We start from the raw sequence: 19596 nt of genomic DNA on the forward strand, positions 1-19596 counted from the left end.
TCTGACACCGCTTACACAGCTTGATATGCGCTACCTGAAGCTTTACGCGCTCGCTGGCTATGACGGCATAGTCCTCACTCCAATCGAATTGGAATGCTTCGTCGGGGTGGAAAGACAGCAGAACGAAAATGCCACGACCAGTAGTTGCTGCTCACGTTGCCTATCAGATCGCCATCTCGTGCAAAAGCTGCAACCCGGCCATGCGAGACTGCGAAACCGAGAGCCACCAGATCCTCATGAAGCTGCTTCATTGTCCTGCGCTGTTTGCGGGACTTGCCTCTGTCTTCGACCAGCCCGCCAATTTGTCGGCAAAGGGATCAAGCTTGCTCGGTCGTTCGGTGGGTTCAAGGATGAAGTGCGACTTTTAATAGATAACAATGACTTATCACATGCAAGGACTTGCCCATGGTCCGCGCCTACTCCCAGATTGACATGGATGAACGTCGGCCCGAGCGTACCCGCGTTCAAATACTTCGCGATCGTATTGCGTGAAAGTCCAGTTCTGCGGCCAATGTCGCGGATCCACGCTTCTCGCGCTATGCCATCCGACGGATGATGTTAAAAAGTCCCTTGTGGATCACTCCGCTACCCCGATCGAAAACCGCCCTGGGGAAAAGATCACATGGCTCAATTCTCAATAGAAAATTATGCCCTGACCGGCTCAGTTCTGCGTGAAAACTTATCGGATCGTCCAAACACACACGCAGCTCGACATGCGAGCCTCGCATATCGAAAGTCCGTTGTCAGCGGCCGGGCCAAATGGCAAGAAAGGTCGACGCAATCTCACTCAGTTCCTGCTCGTTTGCGCCGCTGCTCGCGGCGACAAGCAGGCCGTCGGTCGCCGCCTTCAGCAGAAGAGCCAAACCATGGGGATTGATAGTTTCGGGAAAATCGCCTTCCCGACCAGCCTGTTCAAACCGCTGGAGGAGCTTGGCACGCCAATACCGGCTCCTCTCGGTCACGTACTCACGAATGCTCTCATCGCCGGGCGCGTAGCTGATCGAGTGGACAATTCCCATGCTTCCTTTCGGAGTCGCCGTATTGGTCTGGAGATCAATTGTCCCCCGCAGGAGATATTCGGCTACACGCCGGCTGGTAGGCTGTTCGAGCGCATCTAGCATATATGCTGCTTTTTCTCGCTCGTAGAGCTCCATCACCTGTTTAAACAGCTGTTCTTTATCTCCGAAGGAAGCGTAGAGGGTCGCTCGACTGATGCCCATCGCCGCAATAAGCGTGCCAATGCTCGCGCCTGCGTATCCGTGCTTCCAAAATATTTCCATAGCTGCCGCAAGGGCAGCGTCCTGATCGAACTGTCTGGGTCGGCCCGGCCCATTGGGACGTCCATGCTCGGTTGAAGCGTTCTTCAAAGTCATTATGCTCGACTACCTCCACGGTATTGACAATATGGAACGATCGTTCTATCCAAATATTGGAACGAGCGGTATGGAAAGTCGGATGCGGCTTGGACTTCCAATGTTCCTGTAAACCCAAGGAGAAAATTATGCCATATTCTGAGCAGGAGAAAACGAACCTAACGACCGTCAAAGACGCATTGGCGGCTTCGGCGGATGATTTCACAAAATTCTTTGAAGCGATATTTGCACCGAATGCCGAGTGGACCATCGCTGGTCATGGCCCCGTCGCACGCACTTATCACGGAATGGAAGATCTTTTTACCAATGCTGAGGAGGCGCTTTTCTCGCGCTTCGCCGAACCGCTGAGGATAACTACACGCGGCGTCTGGGCAGACGGGGAGAGGGTGTTTGCGCAGATCGACAGCGCCACAACTGCAAAAGACGGCAAGCCTTACGCCAACGGCTACATGTATATCATGTCGATGGAGGGCGGAAAGGTCGTGTCCGGCATAGAGTGGCTCGACCTGAATGCCTATTACGAGATTTTAGATCGGGTGGATGCCTGATCTGGACGACTAGCGTGGTTCCACGCCAGCTCGTATAGGTCTCTCATCAAAGGTGCAGGGGGCGAGTTCCTCCTGCATTTCGTGGTCTACAATATCACGAGAGCATGGCCTGCTTCCGACAGCGATCTTCCCGATGATCACAACGGTGATCGCCGATGCAGGCCACGAGAGCAAGAAACTCGCGAGCGCCTTGGCAGAACAGCAGGGCTGGCAATTGCAGATCGTCAAGCCGTCTCAGCGTGCCTTCAAGATCACTGGCTTGACCTGGATCGTGGAACGCGGCTTCGCTTGACTCGGACGCAATCGTCTGCTCAGCAAGGATTATGAATATCGGGTCCTGACATCCGAGACGATGAACCGCCTTGCAAAACGTGATTTCCAAACATCCTCTTAGAGGCTTGGCAGGAGCCATAGGCGTGTAATCGCTCATCGTGGAGCCTTAGGACACCGCTGCCTTCGTCGGATCAGCCAGAATCTTCGAGATCGGAGAAGCAGGATCCCGGCCGAGCTGCGTAGCGGTCCGGACAGCTACGTTGCAGAGCTTCGGCAAATCGACACCGGTGCGGACGCCCATGCCTTCGAGCATGAACACTACCTCCTCCGTCGCAACGTTTCCGGTTGCTCCCTTCGCATATGGACAGCCTCCAAGCCCGCCCACTGAAGCATCGAACACCGTCACCCCCTCTTCCAGACAGGCAAGAATGTTGGCCAACGCCTGACCATAGGTATTATGCACGTGAAGTGCGATCGCAGTCATCGGCACAACTGTGGCCACAGCCCTTACCATGGCTGCAGCAACTCTCGGCGTACCAATGCCAATCGTATCGCCGAGTGAGATTTCGTAACATCCCATATTGTGCAGACGGCGGGCGACATCGACGACCGACGAGAGCGGGACGTTTCCTTCATAGGGGCAGCCTAGAACGCAGGACACATAGCCTCTCACCCGCATACCGATGTCGCGAGCTCCCTCCAGAACCGGCCGAAAGCGCTCAAAGCTCTCATCAATGGAGCAATTGATGTTTCTCTGCGAAAAGCTCTCCGATGCCGAAGCAAAGATCGCGATCTCCTCCGCGCCAGCCTCACGGGCGGCTTCGAAACCTTTCAAATTAGGTACAAGCATGGGAAAGCTAATACCCTCGCGCCGCCCGATTGATCTCAAAACGTCTGCGGATCCCGCCATCTGGGGAACCCATTTCGGCGAGACAAAGCTTCCCGCTTCGATGGTTCGAAGGCCAGCGTCGATCAAACCTTCGATCATCTGTATGCGGTTAGCGACGCTGAGCGGATAAGTTTCATTTTGCAAGCCGTCACGCGGTCCGACCTCAACGAGCCGAATATCATCCATTGGGTCCTCCACTTATATTGCTGTCTCTTATTTCCTTGCGCAGAAAGGCGCAAAAGCGAGGGTCGGCGCCGTAGGCTACATTTACTCTCATCGCCGGTTGGACAGAGGCTTCCCGATCAACGTAAAAAACACTTCCAGGCGCGATGAAAATATTATTTTGAGCTGCCCGGCGGCAGAACGCGGCTTCATCCAGATTGGGCGGAAGCGGGACCCAAATATAAAAACCCTGCACTTTGGGAAGTTTTACGTCGAGCCCCACATCCGAAAGCGCTTGCCCGGTCGCCTTGGTGCCGTCTTCAATCCAACCACGCAGGCGCCTCAGGTTCTTGAGATACTGCCCGCTTTCGATCATCTCCAGAACAACGCGCTCAACATGAAGCGACGTGGCAACCATCGTGATCATCTTCAAATCGACGAGACTTCGGATCGTGTCGGTTGCCCCGGCAATGTAGCCGCACCGAAGGCTCGCAGAGAGCGTTTTGGAGAACGACCCGACATAGAGAACGCGTTGCTGTTGGCCGAAAGCTGCGAGCCGCGGCAGGCTTGGAGCAATCAGATCGGCGAAAATGTCATCTTCGACCAAACGAAAATCATGAACCTCAGCCATCTGCAGAAGCGTAAACGCATGGGCGGGAGACAAGGTGCCTCCGGTCGGGTTGTGCGCTTGGCTCTGTGTGAAAAACAGCTTCGGACGATGAAGAATGAGCTTGCGGCGTAGCTCGTCGAGATCAGGACCATCCTGCAACCGGCGAATAGGAACGACGTTTGCCTTCGCCAGTCGAAGCTTGGCAAAAAGGGGATAGTAGCCCGGGCTGTCGACGAATACCGTATCGCCGGGCTCCAGAAAATGGCGAATGATCAGGTCCAGGCCGTGATTGACGCCGCTCGTCAACATCACTCCGTCTGGCTCGGTGGTGATCGAGCGTTCTGCGAGCGAAACACGGAGCCATTCTCGCAATCCGCTCAGGCCCCAGGAACTCCCATATCCGAAATCGACCTCTGCGGTTGCGCTGCGGCTCGTACGCAAGATGCGGCGCATGTCCGCGTCTTCGGTCCAGCTTGCTGGTGGGCGACCGTCACCCGGCCGTGTCAGATAGTTCTGATCAAGCTGCTCGCGGAGTAAGGACATGATGCTCGTGGCTTCCATGACATCTGGTTTTACCTGCTGCACTGGCGCCGGACGGTTTTCAGAAACGTAGTAACCTGAACCCTGCCGCGCGATGAGAAGCCCGCGTGCGACCAGTCGGTCATAAGCCTCCGCCATCGTATTTTTTGAGACGGCGAACTGACCAGCCCCTCCTCTGACCGAGGGGAGTCTTTGCCCGGGCCGGTACAGGCCGGACGCGATCTGCCCACTGATCTGAGCGACGATGTTGTCAATCACTTTCATAAAATCGTCCCACTCGAACGTTGGGACAGTGTCCACAACAAACCGGACAACTGTCCCTTGCATAGCGGTTATATTCTAGGACACTTTGCGATGGACGCAAGCTTAGAAATGTTTGGTTTGGGAGTGAGCCATTGATTAAAAGGACCGCCTCGTCGCGTATCGAGAATATGCGCAATCTGTCTCCTGCCGAGCGCTTGGAACAGGTCGCGCTAGCCGCGCAGCTGGACGAGAAAACCAGATCGGTCCTTGCGGCCCCTGACGCCCTTCCTGTCGGGCGCGCCAATGGTATGATCGAGAATGTCATTGGCACCTTCCAGCTTCCGCTCGGTGTAGCCACAAACTTTCTGATCAATGGCCAGGACTATCTGGTGCCTATGGCGGTAGAGGAACCGTCGGTGGTTGCCGCCGCCTCCTATATGGCTCGCATTGTGCGAGGCTGCGGCGGTTTTCATACATCGTCGACAGCACCGATCATGCGTGCACAAGTGCAGGTGCTTGGAACGTCCGATCCTTACGGTGCAAGACTGGCCATCCTGGCAGCGCATGACGAGATAATATCAGCCGCCAACTCCAAGGACCCAGTTCTGGTGAAGTTCGGCGGCGGATGCCGCGATATCGAAGTTCACGTTTTTCCTTCGACGTCCCGGGGGCCGATGGTCGTCCTTCATCTTCTGGTTGATGTGCGAGACGCAATGGGTGCCAACACTGTAAACACGATGGCAGAGGCGGTATCACCAATTGTCGAGCGGATAACCGGCGGTGAAGTCCGGTTGCGAATTCTCTCCAACCTCGCGGATCTGCGATTGGCAAGGGCCCGGATCGAAGTAACTGAAGAAGCCCTCGCCACGAAGGAATTCTCGGGACGCCGAATGATGGAAGGCATTGTCGATGCCTATGAGTTCGCAGCGATCGATCCATACCGTGCTGCCACACATAACAAAGGGATTATGAACGGTGTCGATCCGGTGGTGGTGGCCACGGGGAACGATTGGCGGGCAATCGAAGCGGGCGCTCACGCCTACGCCGCGCGCTCAGGACGCTACACATCTCTTTCGACTTGGGAGATCAGCAACAAGGGGACCCTTGTCGGAACCATCGAAATGCCGATGGCGCTTGGTCTTGTTGGTGGTGCGACCAAAACGCACCCTGCAGCACAGGCTGCTCTCCAAATATTGAATGTCGAAACGGCGGTCGAACTTGCGGAAGTTACCGTCGCTGTCGGACTCGCTCAGAATATGGCTGCCCTTCGGGCACTTGCAACAGAGGGCATCCAGCGCGGCCACATGGCGCTTCATGCGCGTAACATTGCGATCGGCGCCGGTGCTTCGGGCGAAGAGATCGATGAGGTCGCCAGAAGGCTCGCCAACGATCACGATGTACGATCTGCCCGCGCCGAGGAGATATTGGCGGAAATGCGTAAATAAACAAAATTTGGGACCGGTCAACGAGGAGATTTTCCGGTTTCTGAATGTAATGGGAGGACGACATGACGGATTCAAACGCAGCGCGTGGCGTGGGCGCGCATGGCCAGCTCGCCGAAATCTGGGGAGACGTTGTCTCGCGTCCCCAGCTCGCAAAAGCGATGCTCATCGGCGCCTTGGTAAGCGTGGCCGTATATTTTCTTGCTCTTCAGACAATTGCGCCGTTGGCGTCCACCCCGGCTGTCGGCAAGGCACTGGCCATGCTGGGTGGAATTTTGGGCTCCGTCGCCAGTGGAGCGATTTGCGCTCGCTTGTTTGCACCTAAACGAACAGTGGTCGAGCAGGCTCAGACAGGAACCGCCTGGCAAACCGAGATTCTGGAACAACTCGAGCTGGAGGGTGGCCCCATTGGCCGGGTAGAAGACCTTCCGCCCGTCGTCGCACAGGAAATGCGCGAAGTCGGACTCTACGACCTCTTCAAAAATTATGAAGATCGTCTCGGCGCTGGAAGGAAGGGAGAGTAATATGGACGGGTTGCTTTACGAAATAATTATCGCTCTTTCTCTCGGCCTGTTGGGTGCAGTTCTCTTTTCGGCCATCGGCCTGATTTCGGGCACCGACGAGACTACAACGATCGCTCCGGTGACGCTCCTGGTCGTCCTTTTGGGAGCGCCGCCAGCTGGGGTATTCACCTTCTGGATGTGTGCGGCTATATCCAAGCATATGACGCATGCGGTACCAACGGCATTGCTCGGAATTCCGGGGGATACAATGGCACTGCCACTGCTCCAGCAGGCCACTGCGCTGCGTAATCTCGGCGCACCACATGTGGCGCTACGAAAAATGCTGGCCGGCTCTGTCATATCTGCCTTCATAGCGGTGCCGCTCGCAGTGCTGTTCGCTGTTATTCTGGCACCCTTCGGAACTTACATTACTGCGTCTGCTCCATGGTTGTTCATCGGTGCCGCAATCATCATTGCCTATTTCTCTGCAGGCCGCTGGGCCTCAGTCGTTGCATTGATCCCCTTCACGCTGCTGATTATCGCGTTGCAAGGTTTCACAGCTGCGCATGACGTCAAGCTTGGTGTCAGTTATTTCCTTGGGATTGCAGTCGGTCCACTTGTTGCGGAACTGTTTTCGGCGATATCACCGCTTGAGCAAAAACGAATGAACCGCAACGAGCTGCGCCAGACGACGCTTGCGCCCGATGTAAAGAGTTGGGGTGGATATTTTCCAAACCCATTCCGGGTGCTTGACAGGAGCCAGGTGACCACAACGGCAGCCGCCGCTGCGATCACCAGTGCTACATTCGTGTTCAGCCCCGTGGCCGTTACCGTTATTGCCGGTGAGATTGTTGGAGCGCGCATCAAGCAGGCTTATCACCGGCTGACTTCCGTACTGGCGGTGCGAAACGGCGTTACAGAATCCACCTATATTGCTGAAGCCTTGATTCCGCTCATAGCGTTCGGCCTGCCACTTAGCCCGGTCGCTGCGGGTCCGGCTGCGCCATTGTTCAATGCACCGCCGCGCTTCACTGTCGACACAGCAACCGGAGTGGTCAACAACCTCCACACGATGATGTCGGTTTCTGAGTTCCTGATCTGGGGCATGATCTCCGTAGTGATCGCCGCTGCCATCGCCTATCCGTTCGCGATGAACCACGCACGCAGCGCAGCGGCGTTTGTGGCCAAATATATTAGCCACGAAGCTATCATAGCCACTTTCCTTGGCCTCATCCTCGTGATTGGTCTTTGGGAAGGTGGCTTGCTCGCACTTTTGGTCATCATGACTGTGGGACTTCTGGGTGGCCTGCTCTACCGGGTGCTTGGCATGAATACCGGTGTGCAGTTCATGGGTTACTACGCTGCAATCCTTAGTGTGCCCGCGATCATGAAGCTCATTGGCTGACCAAATCGCAATCTGAATGTTGAACTGGGAGGGAAAAATGCACCGGCTAGTGTCTACCCTGATCTTGACTTCGGGGCTGGTTTTCACGAGTGGCCTTTCTTACGGAACGGAAGACGATAAAGTGCTTCCTTCCCTAGAAATACCTCAGTCTTTGAAAAGCGCCGTTCCCCTGCCGATGGCAGAGGCAGATCTGCCATCGGTCGAGGCGACGAAGTATTTCAAAGTTTCCGACAAAGGCCTGCAACTGGAATGTCCAACCTTCGATGCGAAAGGCGATCTGGTGTTTTGCGAGGTTTTCGGCGGAACCGTCTTTCGCCTGACGGCAGAAAAAAAACTCTCAAGCTTTGTACCTGATCCGGAACTGCGCCCGGCAGGGCTTGCCGTTCATCCCGATGGCCGCATCTACATGGCCGAGCTCGGGGATTTTGCTTCGAGAGGCTCGGTCATTAACATGGCCGCAGATGGAACTGACGTTCAAACAGTGTTATCTCGAGATGATGGTTTTTTGCCCGATGACCTTGTGTTTGATCGGAATGGAGGCTTTTACTTTACCGATTTCAAAGGCGGTTCAAGTATAGCCACGGGCGGCGTTTACTACATTGGACCAAATGGGGGAAAGCCTGTCCTGGTTGTTCCTGATCTCAGGATCGCAAACGGGGTCGCCCTTAGCCCAGATGGAAAAACCCTCTGGGTGAGCGAGCTTGCAGGCGGCTTGCTTCACCGCATCTCATTATTGGACGCAACGACCATAGCTCCGTTCGGTTCATCGGTTGTCTACAATTTCGTTGGTGGCGGTCCGGATTCGCTTCGTATCGACGCTGACGGAAATGTCTATGTTGCCATGTATGGTCAGGGGCGCATTATGGTGTTTAACCCCCAAGGTTTTCCCGTCGGGCAGTACTTACTTCCTGACCGGGATCAAGGCCATAATTTGCGTTCTACATCTATGGTGATCCGACCCGGCACAGACGAACTGCTGATCTTTACGAACGACTGGGACAAGGGTCAAGGTTCTACAATATTTGCGGCGCGTGCACTCGCAGAGGCAGCCGTGCAGAACAATGGAGCGCCATAACCTCAGCCTCTTAGAGGGTGTTTGGGGAATTAACGTTTCGCAAGGCGGTTGAGCATGGGCCGGATGGCTACGATGTCGATCATCGTCTCGGATGTCTGGACCCGATATTCATAATCCTTGCTGAGTCGACGATTGCACCCCGAGCCAAGCGAAGCTGCGTTCCACGATCTCCAGGTCAAGCCAGTGATCTTGAAGGCACGCTGAGGCCGCTTGACGATCTGCAATTGCCAGCCCTGCTGTTCTGCCAATGCGCTCGCGAGTTTCTCGATGCGCTCACGGTTAGTATCCGGCGTACGGCACCATTGCGGGGCAACTACCAATGAACCGGACGATCTCGACCTTCTCGTAGGTCTAGTCCGACTCTCCATCAGGAATTATGCTTTTCAACCAGCAGCCTTCGAGCGCCAGGGCCATCATTATTGGACAGCATGTATCCATCCTTCATATTGGGTCAGCCAGCAGATGGCGCGGTTGCCTCTGAGCCTGCGCGTTATGGCCCGGCTGCATCTTCGCAACCGGGTTTTTTGTTAAGTTACATCATTAAGGGAGAAAATCAGAGGTCTAGCTACAACTGCTCCACCGCGTTGCTGCCTTCACCTGATCCGAAAACCAAGGCTAAAGCGAAAGGAACAACCGTTCAATGTCATCCCGGTTATCGCCTCGCGCGAGGCACAGCGCGAGTAGGATTCTTGCCTTGTGAGGTCCGATATCACCGCCCGCTATGATCTCCAGCCGTTTGTGCTGGGCGCTATCTACCACCGAGCCAGAGCCCGTTCTTGATGACTGGACAACCGTCAGTCCGGCTCGTATCAGATCCTGCAGGATAGCCGTTTCAGTCGGCGTTCCCATGCCCGGGCCGAAGCCCGCGGAAACAATACCCCGCGCACCGGCCGCGGCAAATGCGCGAGCAGCAGTTCCATCTGCGCCGATGTGACTGTAAGTGATATCGACACGCGGGAGCTCCCGAAGTAGCTCATAGGAAAATACAGGTTGCGGTGCTTTATCGGCCCGAGACATCCTCACAAGCGGCCCATCTACGTATCCGATCGGTCCCGTCCAAGGAGACTGAAAAGCTCCAAGTCTCAATGTATGTGTCTTGGTCACTGACCTCGGCGAGTGAATCTCATCATTCACAACGACCAGAACTCCAGAAAGGCCAGGGGTCGACGCAACGCGAACTGCCGCGGCGAGATTGGCGTGAGCATCTGTCGAGATACCACTCAACGGCCGCATGGACCCCGTCAGTATCACTGGTTTCTTCGCTTCAAGCACTAAGGAAAGAACCCAGGCTGTTTCTTCGAGACTTGCGGTGCCATGTCCGATCACAATCCCCGCCAGTTCAGGGTCGTCCATTAGTCCAGAGCAGACTTCTGCGAGTTCGGCCCAATCCTCATTGGTCAAAGCTGTACTATCAATTTCCCGAAAGTTGATCGGAATGATCTCGGCTATTTTGCCTTGAATGCCGATATGCTCAATCAAAGAAGTCGCGTCGACCCTTTTGTTCCCGGCGTTGTAATCCAGGAGATCGAATTGATCTTTGCCCAATGAGGCGATCGTTCCGCCGGTTCCAATGAATGCGACCTTCGAGAGCATGAGTGTTCCAATCTGGCAGAATGCGGTCTTTGTCTGGTTGATCAGTGCCCGACAAAGATTTGAAAAGATAGTAGAGGTAGGATTGCTTGTGCGCGGTGAACGGGATAGCTCAGTCTATAGGCTGCGGCAAGCCGGTTGCTTCGACCTTGCGACGCGTGGAAGAGGCAATTCAATCTGCACAGATTTGAAGCCTCCAACTTCGGCGCAAATGAACTTGGGTAGCGTGTCGGGACCGAGCTCAATTACGAACTTTTGGAAGTATGCGATGAACTTGCGGCAGGTGGAGATTTTCCGAGTTGTCATGACGAACGGCACTACGGCACGAGCGGCCGAAGTCTTGCATGTGTCTCAGCCGGCGGTCAGCAAGATGATCAAGGATCTCGAACGGTCTCTTGGCTTTGACCTGTTCAGCCGGATAAAGGGCAGGCTTCATCCCACGCCTGAAGGTCAACTTTTTTACCGTGAGGTGGAACATGCCTATCTAGGCTTAAGCCACCTTCGAGGAGCTGCGGCGCGTATTCGCGATTTTGGATCCGGCGAGTTGAGAATCGCTTGCCTTTCGGCTCTGTCCACAAATGTTCTACCACGGGCTTTAAGCGCATTTATGTCCCGTAATCCCAATGTTGCCATCACATTTCAGGCTCGTATGTCATCGACTGTCCGTGATCTTGTTGCATCCGGCCAATTTGATCTTGGTATTGTTGCCGATGAAATCGACCAGACGGGCGTCACGGTCGCTGAATTTTCCCAGTTTCGAGTTGCAGTTGGGGTACCAGGCGGCCATCCGCTGGCGAAGCTGAAAATGATACGCCCACAGGATCTCGATGGCGTCCCATTTATTGCTCTCGCGCCAGAAGATACCACCCGAGAAGAAGCTGACGCCGTTTTCGAAGGGCTCGGCGTAAAGGTAAGAGTGGTGATGGAGACACCCTACTCGACAACGATATGCGCCATGGTTGCGGCAGGCATCGGCGTCGGACTTGTTGATCCCCTGACAGCCGAACCCTATGTCGGTCGCGGTCTGACACTGATTCCGTTTGAAACGGGCTTGTACTTCCGCACGCTTCTGATCACTCCGCCGAACCGGATTGCCTCACGACACCTTGAAGAGTTCGTCAATGATCTGAAGCAGGCCATCTAGTCATTACGCGCTGGCTATAGCGGGCACCAAGGTTCTGCCGACACTTTCTCTCCAGATCGACAAGCGAACCTGCACTATCGCTAAAGGTCCGCTCGCGTCTTTTTGCTAGCCAGGGCGGCGCCAGAGGACCGGGAACCAATTTCCCCGAGCCGGTCCCCCGTTTTCATGCCGTTGCCCGAAAGGATGGCGATGTGGGCCCGGACCTTCAACATAGCCCCCAGGTGTGGACTGCTCCTGGAACGAGATAGCGAGCCAAAGCGATATATCGCGGATCGCCCGAGTATTTGTCGGACCAGGGTCTGTCTATCGTCACATTCTGGGCCTATTCCAAACAATTAGCTCCAACCTGGTCGTAAAACACCGAGCGGCTTCGATCGAATTGCTCCGCAGTTTGCCTGCAAATGGAGAGGGCTATGGCATAAGCTATACAAATCCTCCGGGTTCGATGACCTACGACTGTCTACAAATTGCCCGGGTGCGGATCAGCGATGCACACGCTGTAGGGTCCGTTGTTCTGGTGTCGACCGGGTCGCGGCCCGCACCCATAGGCTAGGTGCGTGCGTCTATTATTAAGTTCGTCACCGGTCGCGCTCTCGTTTCATAAGGTTGATACTATCTGGTCGACCCATGCCATAGTTCTAGGTACCAGCCTATTTCCCTTAAGCGCATTGCACTGAAAAACGCCATCGGCTTGACGTTCACCTATAACCTACAGGAATTGATTACCCGAATTTTATTGTTGGACGGCGAGTGGGTTTGAGTACCATATTGTCTTCAACGGATTACATCGTCTGGCTCCCAGATATCTGATGGGCCGTTCCAATAACAAGATGGGGAACATCAATGTTCAAAAATATCAATCGCCTGCCACTCATTGCAGCGCTGGCTATGTCCGCCATAAGCACCACAGGATTCGCGCAGAATTTCGACACCTCGTCGATCAAAGTCGATGAAGGTCTTGCGGGTCGCCTCCCGGCAAAAATTAAGTCGGCAGGAGTGCTGACAATCGGCTCTGACACGTCATATGCGCCTTGGGAATTCCTAAGCGAAAAGGATGGCCAGACACCGGAGGGGATAGACGTCGATATCGCGAACGCGATCGGTAAGAAGCTCGGCGTCAAGATCGATTTCCAGACCTCGGCGTTCGAAGCAATTCTTCCTGCCTTGGGTTCGAAATTTGATATCGGGGTCTCAGCATTTTCTATCACAAATGAACGAATGAACGCGGTCAATTTTGTAAGTTATGCTGACACTGGCGCACTGTGGGCCATCAAGGCTGGTAACCCCGCCAAATTCGATCCAGAAAATCTCTGCGGTCGTAAGATTGCCATCCAGTCCGGCACGTACTTCGAGCGGTCGATCAACCAGGAAAACGATAAATGCAAATCGGAAGGCAAGGCCGAAATCGAAGTTCTGCCTTTCTCGAAGCAGCCTGAGACACTAACGCGTGTGGCTGCAGGTGGTGCAGATGCTACGGTTTCCGGCGAGGCTGGCATTGGCTACGCAGCCAAACAGTCAAATGGTGTTCTCGAAACCATGGAGCCGAAGTCTGGTCCATTGAGTAAACACGGCCCGAATGGCATTGCTGTTGCCAAGTCCGATATGGCTCTGACGGAGCTTATCGCGGATACAATCAACTCGCTGATCGCGGATGGAACCTATAAAACACTCCTCGACACTTGGGGTATCGGTTCTGTCATTGTCGAAAAAGCTCTGGTCAATCCAGAAGTCAAGATCTGAAACCATGGCTTCAAATGTCGAAAGCATGGAGGCCAGCTCACCGCCGGTCTCCACAAGACCACGAGACGTCACGCACAATGTTGTTGCTCCACGTCGCCATCCCGGACGCTGGCTTGCCATTGCAGTCCTGGCGATTCTCGTCCTCCAGATTGGTCAGGCGATCTCGACCAATCCAAACTTTCATTGGGATGTTTACCTCAAATATCTGTTCGCGCCTCAGGTGGTGCGTGGCGTTGGCTGGACGCTCCTTCTGACCGTGATTGCCATGGCGGTAGCGATTGTTGTCGCAGGCCTGCTCGTCATTATGCGTGACAGTGACAACCCGGTCCTGCGCGGCCTTGCCTATTCGTGGGTGTGGTTCTTCCGCGGCACGCCAATCTATACACAACTGCTGTTCTGGGGCCTCTTCGCCGTGCTGTTCCCGAACCTGAGCATCGCGATTCCGTTCGGGCCCGAGGTCATCAGCGTAGAAACGAAGTATATCGTAACGCCGGCGATCGCCGCGATCCTTGGCCTTGGATTCAACGAGTCGGCCTATCTGACGGAGATTTTCAGGGCAGGCTTCAACTCGATCGATCGCGGTCAGGCTGAGGCGGCTCAGGCTCTTGGAATGAAGCCGCCGAAAATCTGGTGGCGGATCCTGATGCCGCAGGCGATGCGAGTGATCATCCCGCCGACTGGAAATGAAGCCATCGGCATGTTGAAGATGACCTCTCTTGTGCTGGCGATCCCATTCACCCTGGATCTGACCTTCGCAACCAACGCGATTTCAAATCGCCTGTATCTACCGATCCCGCTGTTGCTCGTCGCAGGCACCTGGTATCTCGCCATAACCAGCCTGCTGATGGTTGGCCAGCATTTCCTAGAGCGCCATTTCGGTAAGGGCGTTTCTGTTCATCCAGCAAGAGCGGAGTAGGCCATGAATGCGATTGTCTCTGAATTCTGCGTCGAAATGCAGAACATCCACAAGTTTTACGGCAACGTGCATGCCCTCAAGGGCGTTGATCTCCGCGTGAAGCGGGGCGAAGTCTGTGTTGCGATCGGTCCGTCCGGCTCTGGGAAATCGACACTTCTGCGGTGCATCAACCAGTTAGAAAGCACTTCCGCTGGCCGCGTGTTCCTGAAGGGCGAATTGCAGGGCTTCACGGAACACAATGGCCGGTTCCATCAACTGTCATTAAGCCAGATCTCTGCCCAACGACGCCTGACTGGCATGGTCTTCCAGCGGTTTCAGTTGTTTCCGCATATGACCGCCTTGGATAATGTCATGGAAGGGCCACTGCACGTCAAAGGGTGGCCAAAGGAACGGGCGCGCGCCAAGGCGAACGAGCTTATGAAACGTGTCGGATTGGATGGGTTCGGTAATCGCTATCCAGGCCAGCTCTCCGGGGGCCAGCAGCAGCGTGTCGCTATAGCACGCGCGCTCGCGATGGAACCCGAAGTGATGCTTTTTGACGAGCCGACTTCAGCGCTTGACCCCGAACTGGTGGGCGAAGTCCTGGACGTCATCAAGGATCTCGCACAGAGCGGGATCACCATGGTCATTGTCACGCACGAGATCGGATTCGCGCGAGAAGTGGGCAACCACCTTGTGTTCATGGATCAAGGTCAGGTCATCGAAGAGGGGCGCCCGCGTACGATGCTAGCCAGCCCAAAGAACCCACGCACAGCGGCCTTTCTGTCAAAGGTACTGTGAAAGGGTGCAGTGTTCTCCCGCAAAAACGTTGACGAGTTTCGATTCAGCACGCCTCGTCATCGTTTCAAATGTCGTCATCCAGGTCCCGCTAAGAACACTCGTGCAGGATCGCGCCTCTAATCGCTTCCAGGCGATCAAAAGAGCTTCAGAAAGGTTCGTTCATGAACGATCTCACCCAATGTGTCCTCACACCTAAAATCTCGACGGAAGGCTTTGATCCACTTGGTGTTGGCGTCCATCGCGCCTCGACGATTGTGTTCAAGGATGCCGTGGCCTATGCATCCCGTGGTGATCGCGGCCATGAGGGTTATTCGTACGGCCTCTATGGAACGCCAACGACCCGAACGCTCGAAGCGAAGCTGACAAAACTGGAAGGCGGAGCTTGGACCTTCCTGACGCCCTCAGGGCAAGCGGCAAACGCGCTTGCGGTTCTATCGTTTCTGACAGCGGGCGATCATATTCTGATTGCCGACACGGCTTACCCGCCAATGCGCGACTTCGCCGAAACGGATTTGAAACGACTCGGCATAGGGGTCGAGTTTTTCGATCCGCAATCATTGAATGACGTCGCCGCAAAGATCAACCAGAACACCAAAATTGTCTGGTGCGAAAGCCCAGGTTCCACAACGATGGAAATTGTAGATTTGCCGAACATCGCTGCGCTCGCGCATGAACGTGGAGTGCTTGTCGGTGTCGACAACACCTGGGCAACGCCGCTCAACTTCAAGCCGCTTGAACATGGCGCTGATATTGTCACAGAGGCGCTGACCAAATTCGTGTCGGGCCACTCGGACGTGCTTATGGGATCAATTACCATTAAGGACACGGCCCTCCTCAAACCAATCCGTTCGTTGATTGGCCGGATGGGTATCGGTGTTTCCCCGGACGATGCATCGCTGGTACTGCGTGGATTCGAGACGTTGGGCGTGCGACTGCGTCATTCGGAGAAGGTTGCCCTGGATTTTGCCGGTAAGATCGAGGGGCATCCCGTCGTCGATCAGGTGCTGCACCCGGCACTTCGAACGTTCCCTGGTCACACGCTCTGGAAAAGAGATTTCCTCGGGTCAAGCGGTGTCTTCAGCGTTGTCTTCAAGCAGGAAGCCGCTGCCCATGTTGCCGCTGCGCTCGACACGTTGGAGGTTTTTGCGATCGGGGCTTCCTGGGGCGGAACCCGAAGCCTTGCCGCTCCCATGTCCATCGATGGTTTTCGGACCGCAACATCCTGGGATGGGCCAGATGTCATTTTGCGCCTGAGCATTGGCCTTGAAGATGAGAAGGAACTTTGGGCGGACATAGAGCGGTTTCTCGATACGGTTGTGGCGCAAACCATAGCCGCTTCAAGCGGACGGCAGACGAAGGCAGCAAGCAACGGCTGATATCGGCTGCGGTTGTGCTCGACAACATAAAGGATATGACGTGCCAAATAGAGAAGACGTGCTGCAGGATATCGATCAGAATTTTGACGTCGCGGTTGGCAAACTGCTAGAGCTGATTTCCATACCGTCTATCTCCAGTGAGCCGGCGGGTGAAGCCGCCATTGCCAAGGCGGCGGCATGGCTCAAGGCGGAGCTGGATACTATGGGGCTTGCGGCGAAGGTTGTGCCGACGAAGGGTCACCCTGTTGTGTTGGCGCGGTCGGCACGAACTTCTGGTCCGAAGCGCCCATGCCTTCTGTTTTACGGTCACTACGATGTCCAACCTGTCGGTGACCAGACGCAATGGAAACACGCGCCATTCGAACCTCGCATTGTGGAAGAGCATGGTGTCCACCGCTTCTACGGGCGGGGCGCCTCCGATAGCAAGAGCCAGCTCTGGACCTTTATCGAAGCGCTGCGTGCATGGAGGGCCATTTACGGTGACTTCCCGGCCGACATTATTGTCCTGCTGGAAGGAGAGGAAGAATGCGGCTCACCAAGCCTTCCGGACTTCATCAAGGCGCATAGGCAAGAGCTTGAATGCGACGTTGCCTTCATCTGCGACGCAGAGATGTGGTCGCAGACCCAGCCAGCGATCACGACACAACTCAAGGGTCTGGTTCACGAGAAGGTGACCATTTCCGCTCCAAATCAAGACCTTCATTCAGGCCATTATGGTGCGGTCGCAGCAAATCCCATACGCATCCTGAGTTCGATTCTCGCAGGCCTTCACGATGACAAGGGGCGGGTAACGATCGAGGGGTTTTATGATGGCGTGAAGGATCTTCCCAACAAAGTACGTGAGCAATGGCATGAACTTGCAAACGAACCTAGCTTGTTGGGAGAGGTGGACCTGACAGGTGGGGTAACCGAGGAGGGATATTCTCCACTCGAGGCGATGTGGGGGAGGCCGACGGTCGATATCAACGGCATCACTGGCGGAAATCAGGGCCCCGGCGAGCGCTCGGTCTTACCGGGATCAGCGACTGCACGCCTTTCCTTCCGGCTGGTGGAGGGACAGCAACCCGAAGAGATCAGACGCCGTTTTCGCCGCCATGTTGATGCTCGCCTTCCTGAGGGCTGCAGTGTCGTGTTCGATGGTATCCAGGGTAGCTCAGCAGTGGTGTTGCGACAGGAGAGCCCGTTTCTGACAGCGACCGCACGTGGTCTCGAGGAGGAGTGGGGCACGCCGACCGTTCTTCGCGGTACCGGGGGCGCTATTCCTCTCGTTGAGCAATTCAGCAATGGGCTTGGAGCCGAGTGCGTTGTTGTCGGTTTCATCCTCCCGGGCGATGCAATCCACGCGCCGGACGAACGATATGACACCGAGCGACTGAAAAAAGGTGCTCGCAGCTGGGTGGGCATTTTGGAACAGGTCCAGCTCGATATGGCGATCTGACCGTGACCACTCCTCCACTAGCCCCCTCCCGCGTTGAAGAAGATGCTCTTGGGACCCGCCTGATGCCCTACGATACCGCCTACGGGATACAGACCGCCCGGGCAGTTGACAATTTTTCGATTTCTGGTCGAACCATCGCTGACATCGAGGGATTTGTGCCGGCGATCTTACTGATCAAGCAAGCGGCAGCCAGAGCAAACCATCAAGCAGGCGAACTGGAAACGTCGATTGCCGAGGCAATCGAGAGGGCAGCAACGGAGCAACTGCATGGCATAAAACGCGGAGATTTCCCCGTGGATATTTATCATGGCGGCGGGGGTACTGCCGCTAACATGAATATCAACGAAGTCCTGGCAAACCGTGCAAGCGAGATCCTGGTCGGGCGCAAAGGGTCTCACCCTGTGCATCCTAATACTCACGTGAATATGGCGCAGTCTACAAACGACGTTATCCCGTCGGCGATGAAGATCGCAATCGGTAACGAACTTGGATCACTTCGGGGTGGTCTGGCCGTTCTTGTAGAGGCTCTGCTCGAAAAAGAGAGAGCATTCGGAGACGTTCTCAAGCTGGCTCGGACATGCCTTCAGGACGCGCTTCCAATCACTTTTGGTCAGCAGTTTTCGGGCTATCGGGCTGCCTTTCAGCGACAAGCACACGACATTGCGGTTTTGGAAAAGTCCTGCCTGAGCTTACCGCTCGGCGCCACGGCGGTCGGAACAGGTTTCGCTTCTTCGGCTGCCTATCGACGGTTCGTTTACGAAGAATTGCGGATACTGACCGGCAAAGGTTATTATCCAGAAGAAAATTTGTTCGACGGGTTGCAGAATGCGGATCACTGGATCCAGGTTTCGGGTTCGTTGAAGGCAATCGCCATCACGCTTTCGAAGCTGTCCTCGGATCTCAGGCTCATGTCTTCCGGCCCCCGTTCCGGCCTCGCTGAAATCACGCTGCCGGCAGTTCAGCCGGGGTCGTCAATCATGCCGGGCAAGATCAATCCCGTGATGCCCGAAATGATGATGCAGGTCGCGTTCCGTGTGATCGGAAACGATGCCACGGTGACGCGAGCTGTTGAAGGAGAGCTCGATCTCAACGTCTGGGAGTCCGTTATACTGGATGCCCTCAGCGAATCCTTACGGCTCATGCGGAGAGCCATTCCGCTATTTGTCTCCGGCTGCGTGTCGGGGATCGAGGTGAACAGCAAACGCGGATTGTCAGATGCCTCCGGTTCACTCGCCCTTTCTACTATTCTCGCAGCAATCTTCGGTTACCCAGCGGCATCCGCAGTTGCCAAGCATGCCGCGCAACACGATCTGCCGATAGGGCAAGCCGCCGTCGAGTATGGGCTCATAAGCAAGCAGGACTCAGGCCGCCTTTTTGCTGACCCTTCCGTCTTCACTAATGCTGAACGCTCCGAGCGCTTGATTGCCGACTTCAAAGCGCAGCTACATGAGCCATTAACACGATCGATCCCTCATGTGTAGCTTCCGACGGTGTGACGGTGGAACGATGTCTGATTTTCTCCCGCGCACGAAAGAATGAACAGCATCAC

General features: G+C 55.3%; 18 protein-coding genes and 1 pseudogene. 13 read left to right on the forward strand and 6 right to left on the reverse strand.

All coding sequences use genetic code 11. The features are described from left to right. Positions 1–16: 16 nt before the first annotated feature. A pseudogene (locus QFZ34_RS23415) lies at positions 17–545 on the reverse strand (IS21 family transposase); the annotation flags it as partial. A 198-nt stretch (positions 546–743) separates the two neighbouring features. Next, positions 744–1373 carry a TetR/AcrR family transcriptional regulator gene (locus QFZ34_RS07105; protein WP_307278703.1) on the reverse strand — a complete coding sequence of 210 codons (630 nt, stop codon included), beginning with the start codon at positions 1371–1373 and terminating at the stop codon, positions 744–746. A 128-nt stretch (positions 1374–1501) separates the two neighbouring features. On the opposite strand from QFZ34_RS07105, the gene QFZ34_RS07110 reads away from it, so the two are divergent. Continuing rightward, positions 1502–1921 (forward strand): nuclear transport factor 2 family protein, encoded by a 420-nt coding sequence (locus tag QFZ34_RS07110; protein WP_307278706.1) that lies wholly within the window; start codon positions 1502–1504, stop codon positions 1919–1921. A 133-nt stretch (positions 1922–2054) separates the two neighbouring features. Next, on the forward strand, positions 2055–2213 hold the full coding sequence (locus tag QFZ34_RS07115; RefSeq protein WP_307278709.1) for a hypothetical protein: 159 nt from the start codon (positions 2055–2057) through the stop codon (positions 2211–2213). Positions 2214–2360: 147 nt separating this feature from the next. Here the strand turns inward: QFZ34_RS07115 and QFZ34_RS07120 are convergent, their stop codons facing one another. Together QFZ34_RS07120 and QFZ34_RS07125 are read right to left on the reverse strand one after the other, a co-directional pair. Continuing rightward, on the reverse strand, positions 2361–3269 hold the full coding sequence (locus QFZ34_RS07120) for a hydroxymethylglutaryl-CoA lyase (RefSeq protein ID WP_307278712.1): 909 nt from the start codon (positions 3267–3269) through the stop codon (positions 2361–2363). Further along, positions 3262–4659: an aminotransferase-like domain-containing protein gene (locus QFZ34_RS07125; protein ID WP_307278715.1), complete on the reverse strand. Its 1398-nt coding sequence runs from the start codon at positions 4657–4659 to the stop codon at positions 3262–3264. The genes QFZ34_RS07120 and QFZ34_RS07125 overlap by 8 nt, the downstream gene beginning before the upstream one ends. A 134-nt stretch (positions 4660–4793) precedes the next feature. On the opposite strand from QFZ34_RS07125, the gene QFZ34_RS07130 reads away from it, so the two are divergent. The 4 genes from QFZ34_RS07130 to QFZ34_RS07145 all read left to right on the forward strand — a co-directional run bounded on the left by QFZ34_RS07130 (position 4794) and on the right by QFZ34_RS07145 (position 9063). After that, the gene (locus tag QFZ34_RS07130) at positions 4794–6083 is read left to right on the forward strand and encodes a hydroxymethylglutaryl-CoA reductase, degradative (RefSeq protein ID WP_370878719.1); all 1290 of its coding nucleotides are present in this window, start codon (positions 4794–4796) and stop codon (positions 6081–6083) included. 62 nt (positions 6084–6145) lie between these two features. Further along, positions 6146–6604 carry a hypothetical protein gene (locus QFZ34_RS07135; RefSeq protein WP_307278719.1) on the forward strand — a complete coding sequence of 153 codons (459 nt, stop codon included), beginning with the start codon at positions 6146–6148 and terminating at the stop codon, positions 6602–6604. A gap of 1 nt (position 6605) precedes the next feature. Further along, positions 6606–7988, forward strand: coding sequence for a tripartite tricarboxylate transporter permease (locus QFZ34_RS07140; RefSeq protein ID WP_307278722.1), 1383 nt, complete (start codon positions 6606–6608; stop codon positions 7986–7988). 37 nt (positions 7989–8025) lie between these two features. Further along, positions 8026–9063, forward strand: a complete 1038-nt coding sequence (locus tag QFZ34_RS07145; protein WP_307278726.1) for an SMP-30/gluconolactonase/LRE family protein — start codon at positions 8026–8028, stop codon at positions 9061–9063. 29 nt (positions 9064–9092) lie between these two features. Here the strand turns inward: QFZ34_RS07145 and QFZ34_RS07150 are convergent, their stop codons facing one another. Continuing rightward, positions 9093–9431: a hypothetical protein gene (locus QFZ34_RS07150; protein WP_307278728.1), complete on the reverse strand. Its 339-nt coding sequence runs from the start codon at positions 9429–9431 to the stop codon at positions 9093–9095. Between the two features lie 247 nt (positions 9432–9678). Beyond that, a complete protein-coding gene (locus tag QFZ34_RS07155; RefSeq protein WP_307278732.1) occupies positions 9679–10656 on the reverse strand; it encodes an asparaginase in 978 nt (325 codons plus the stop codon). Positions 10657–10921: 265 nt separating this feature from the next. On the opposite strand from QFZ34_RS07155, the gene QFZ34_RS07160 reads away from it, so the two are divergent. The 7 genes from QFZ34_RS07160 to QFZ34_RS07190 all read left to right on the forward strand — a co-directional run bounded on the left by QFZ34_RS07160 (position 10922) and on the right by QFZ34_RS07190 (position 19528). After that, complete coding sequence (locus QFZ34_RS07160) at positions 10922–11797, forward strand: LysR substrate-binding domain-containing protein (RefSeq protein ID WP_307278735.1); 876 nt, start codon at positions 10922–10924, stop codon at positions 11795–11797. 843 nt (positions 11798–12640) lie between these two features. After that, complete coding sequence (locus QFZ34_RS07165; protein WP_307278738.1) at positions 12641–13537, forward strand: ABC transporter substrate-binding protein; 897 nt, start codon at positions 12641–12643, stop codon at positions 13535–13537. Positions 13538–13541: 4 nt separating this feature from the next. Next, the gene (locus QFZ34_RS07170; protein WP_307278742.1) at positions 13542–14453 is read left to right on the forward strand and encodes an amino acid ABC transporter permease; all 912 of its coding nucleotides are present in this window, start codon (positions 13542–13544) and stop codon (positions 14451–14453) included. Between the two features lie 3 nt (positions 14454–14456). Continuing rightward, entirely contained in the window at positions 14457–15233 is a 777-nt protein-coding gene (locus tag QFZ34_RS07175) for an amino acid ABC transporter ATP-binding protein (RefSeq protein ID WP_307278746.1), read from the forward strand. A 161-nt stretch (positions 15234–15394) separates the two neighbouring features. Continuing rightward, entirely contained in the window at positions 15395–16609 is a 1215-nt protein-coding gene (locus tag QFZ34_RS07180) for a trans-sulfuration enzyme family protein (RefSeq protein WP_307278749.1), read from the forward strand. A 40-nt stretch (positions 16610–16649) separates the two neighbouring features. Further along, entirely contained in the window at positions 16650–18047 is a 1398-nt protein-coding gene (locus QFZ34_RS07185) for a M20/M25/M40 family metallo-hydrolase (protein ID WP_307278752.1), read from the forward strand. A gap of 2 nt (positions 18048–18049) precedes the next feature. After that, positions 18050–19528, forward strand: coding sequence for an aspartate ammonia-lyase (locus QFZ34_RS07190; RefSeq protein ID WP_307278753.1), 1479 nt, complete (start codon positions 18050–18052; stop codon positions 19526–19528). Positions 19529–19596: the final 68 nt, after the last annotated feature.

It is taken from the genome of Phyllobacterium ifriqiyense (genome assembly GCF_030817885.1).
Lineage (GTDB): Bacteria > Pseudomonadota > Alphaproteobacteria > Rhizobiales > Rhizobiaceae > Phyllobacterium > Phyllobacterium ifriqiyense.

Excerpts from the sequence above, each read along its gene's own strand:
- QFZ34_RS07105 (WP_307278703.1), bottom strand. The coding sequence starts at position 1,373 with ATGACTTTGAAGAACGCTTCAACCGAGCATGGACGTCCCAATGGGCCG.
- QFZ34_RS07110 (WP_307278706.1), top strand. The coding sequence starts at position 1,502 with ATGCCATATTCTGAGCAGGAGAAAACGAACCTAACGACCGTCAAAGAC.
- QFZ34_RS07115 (WP_307278709.1), top strand. The coding sequence starts at position 2,055 with ATGATCACAACGGTGATCGCCGATGCAGGCCACGAGAGCAAGAAACTC.
- QFZ34_RS07120 (WP_307278712.1), bottom strand. The coding sequence starts at position 3,269 with ATGGATGATATTCGGCTCGTTGAGGTCGGACCGCGTGACGGCTTGCAA.
- QFZ34_RS07125 (WP_307278715.1), bottom strand. The coding sequence starts at position 4,659 with ATGAAAGTGATTGACAACATCGTCGCTCAGATCAGTGGGCAGATCGCG.
- QFZ34_RS07135 (WP_307278719.1), top strand. The coding sequence starts at position 6,146 with ATGACGGATTCAAACGCAGCGCGTGGCGTGGGCGCGCATGGCCAGCTC.
- QFZ34_RS07140 (WP_307278722.1), top strand. The coding sequence starts at position 6,606 with ATGGACGGGTTGCTTTACGAAATAATTATCGCTCTTTCTCTCGGCCTG.
- QFZ34_RS07145 (WP_307278726.1), top strand. The coding sequence starts at position 8,026 with ATGCACCGGCTAGTGTCTACCCTGATCTTGACTTCGGGGCTGGTTTTC.
- QFZ34_RS07150 (WP_307278728.1), bottom strand. The coding sequence starts at position 9,431 with ATGGAGAGTCGGACTAGACCTACGAGAAGGTCGAGATCGTCCGGTTCA.
- QFZ34_RS07155 (WP_307278732.1), bottom strand. The coding sequence starts at position 10,656 with ATGCTCTCGAAGGTCGCATTCATTGGAACCGGCGGAACGATCGCCTCA.
- QFZ34_RS07160 (WP_307278735.1), top strand. The coding sequence starts at position 10,922 with ATGAACTTGCGGCAGGTGGAGATTTTCCGAGTTGTCATGACGAACGGC.
- QFZ34_RS07165 (WP_307278738.1), top strand. The coding sequence starts at position 12,641 with ATGTTCAAAAATATCAATCGCCTGCCACTCATTGCAGCGCTGGCTATG.
- QFZ34_RS07170 (WP_307278742.1), top strand. The coding sequence starts at position 13,542 with ATGGCTTCAAATGTCGAAAGCATGGAGGCCAGCTCACCGCCGGTCTCC.
- QFZ34_RS07175 (WP_307278746.1), top strand. The coding sequence starts at position 14,457 with ATGAATGCGATTGTCTCTGAATTCTGCGTCGAAATGCAGAACATCCAC.
- QFZ34_RS07180 (WP_307278749.1), top strand. The coding sequence starts at position 15,395 with ATGAACGATCTCACCCAATGTGTCCTCACACCTAAAATCTCGACGGAA.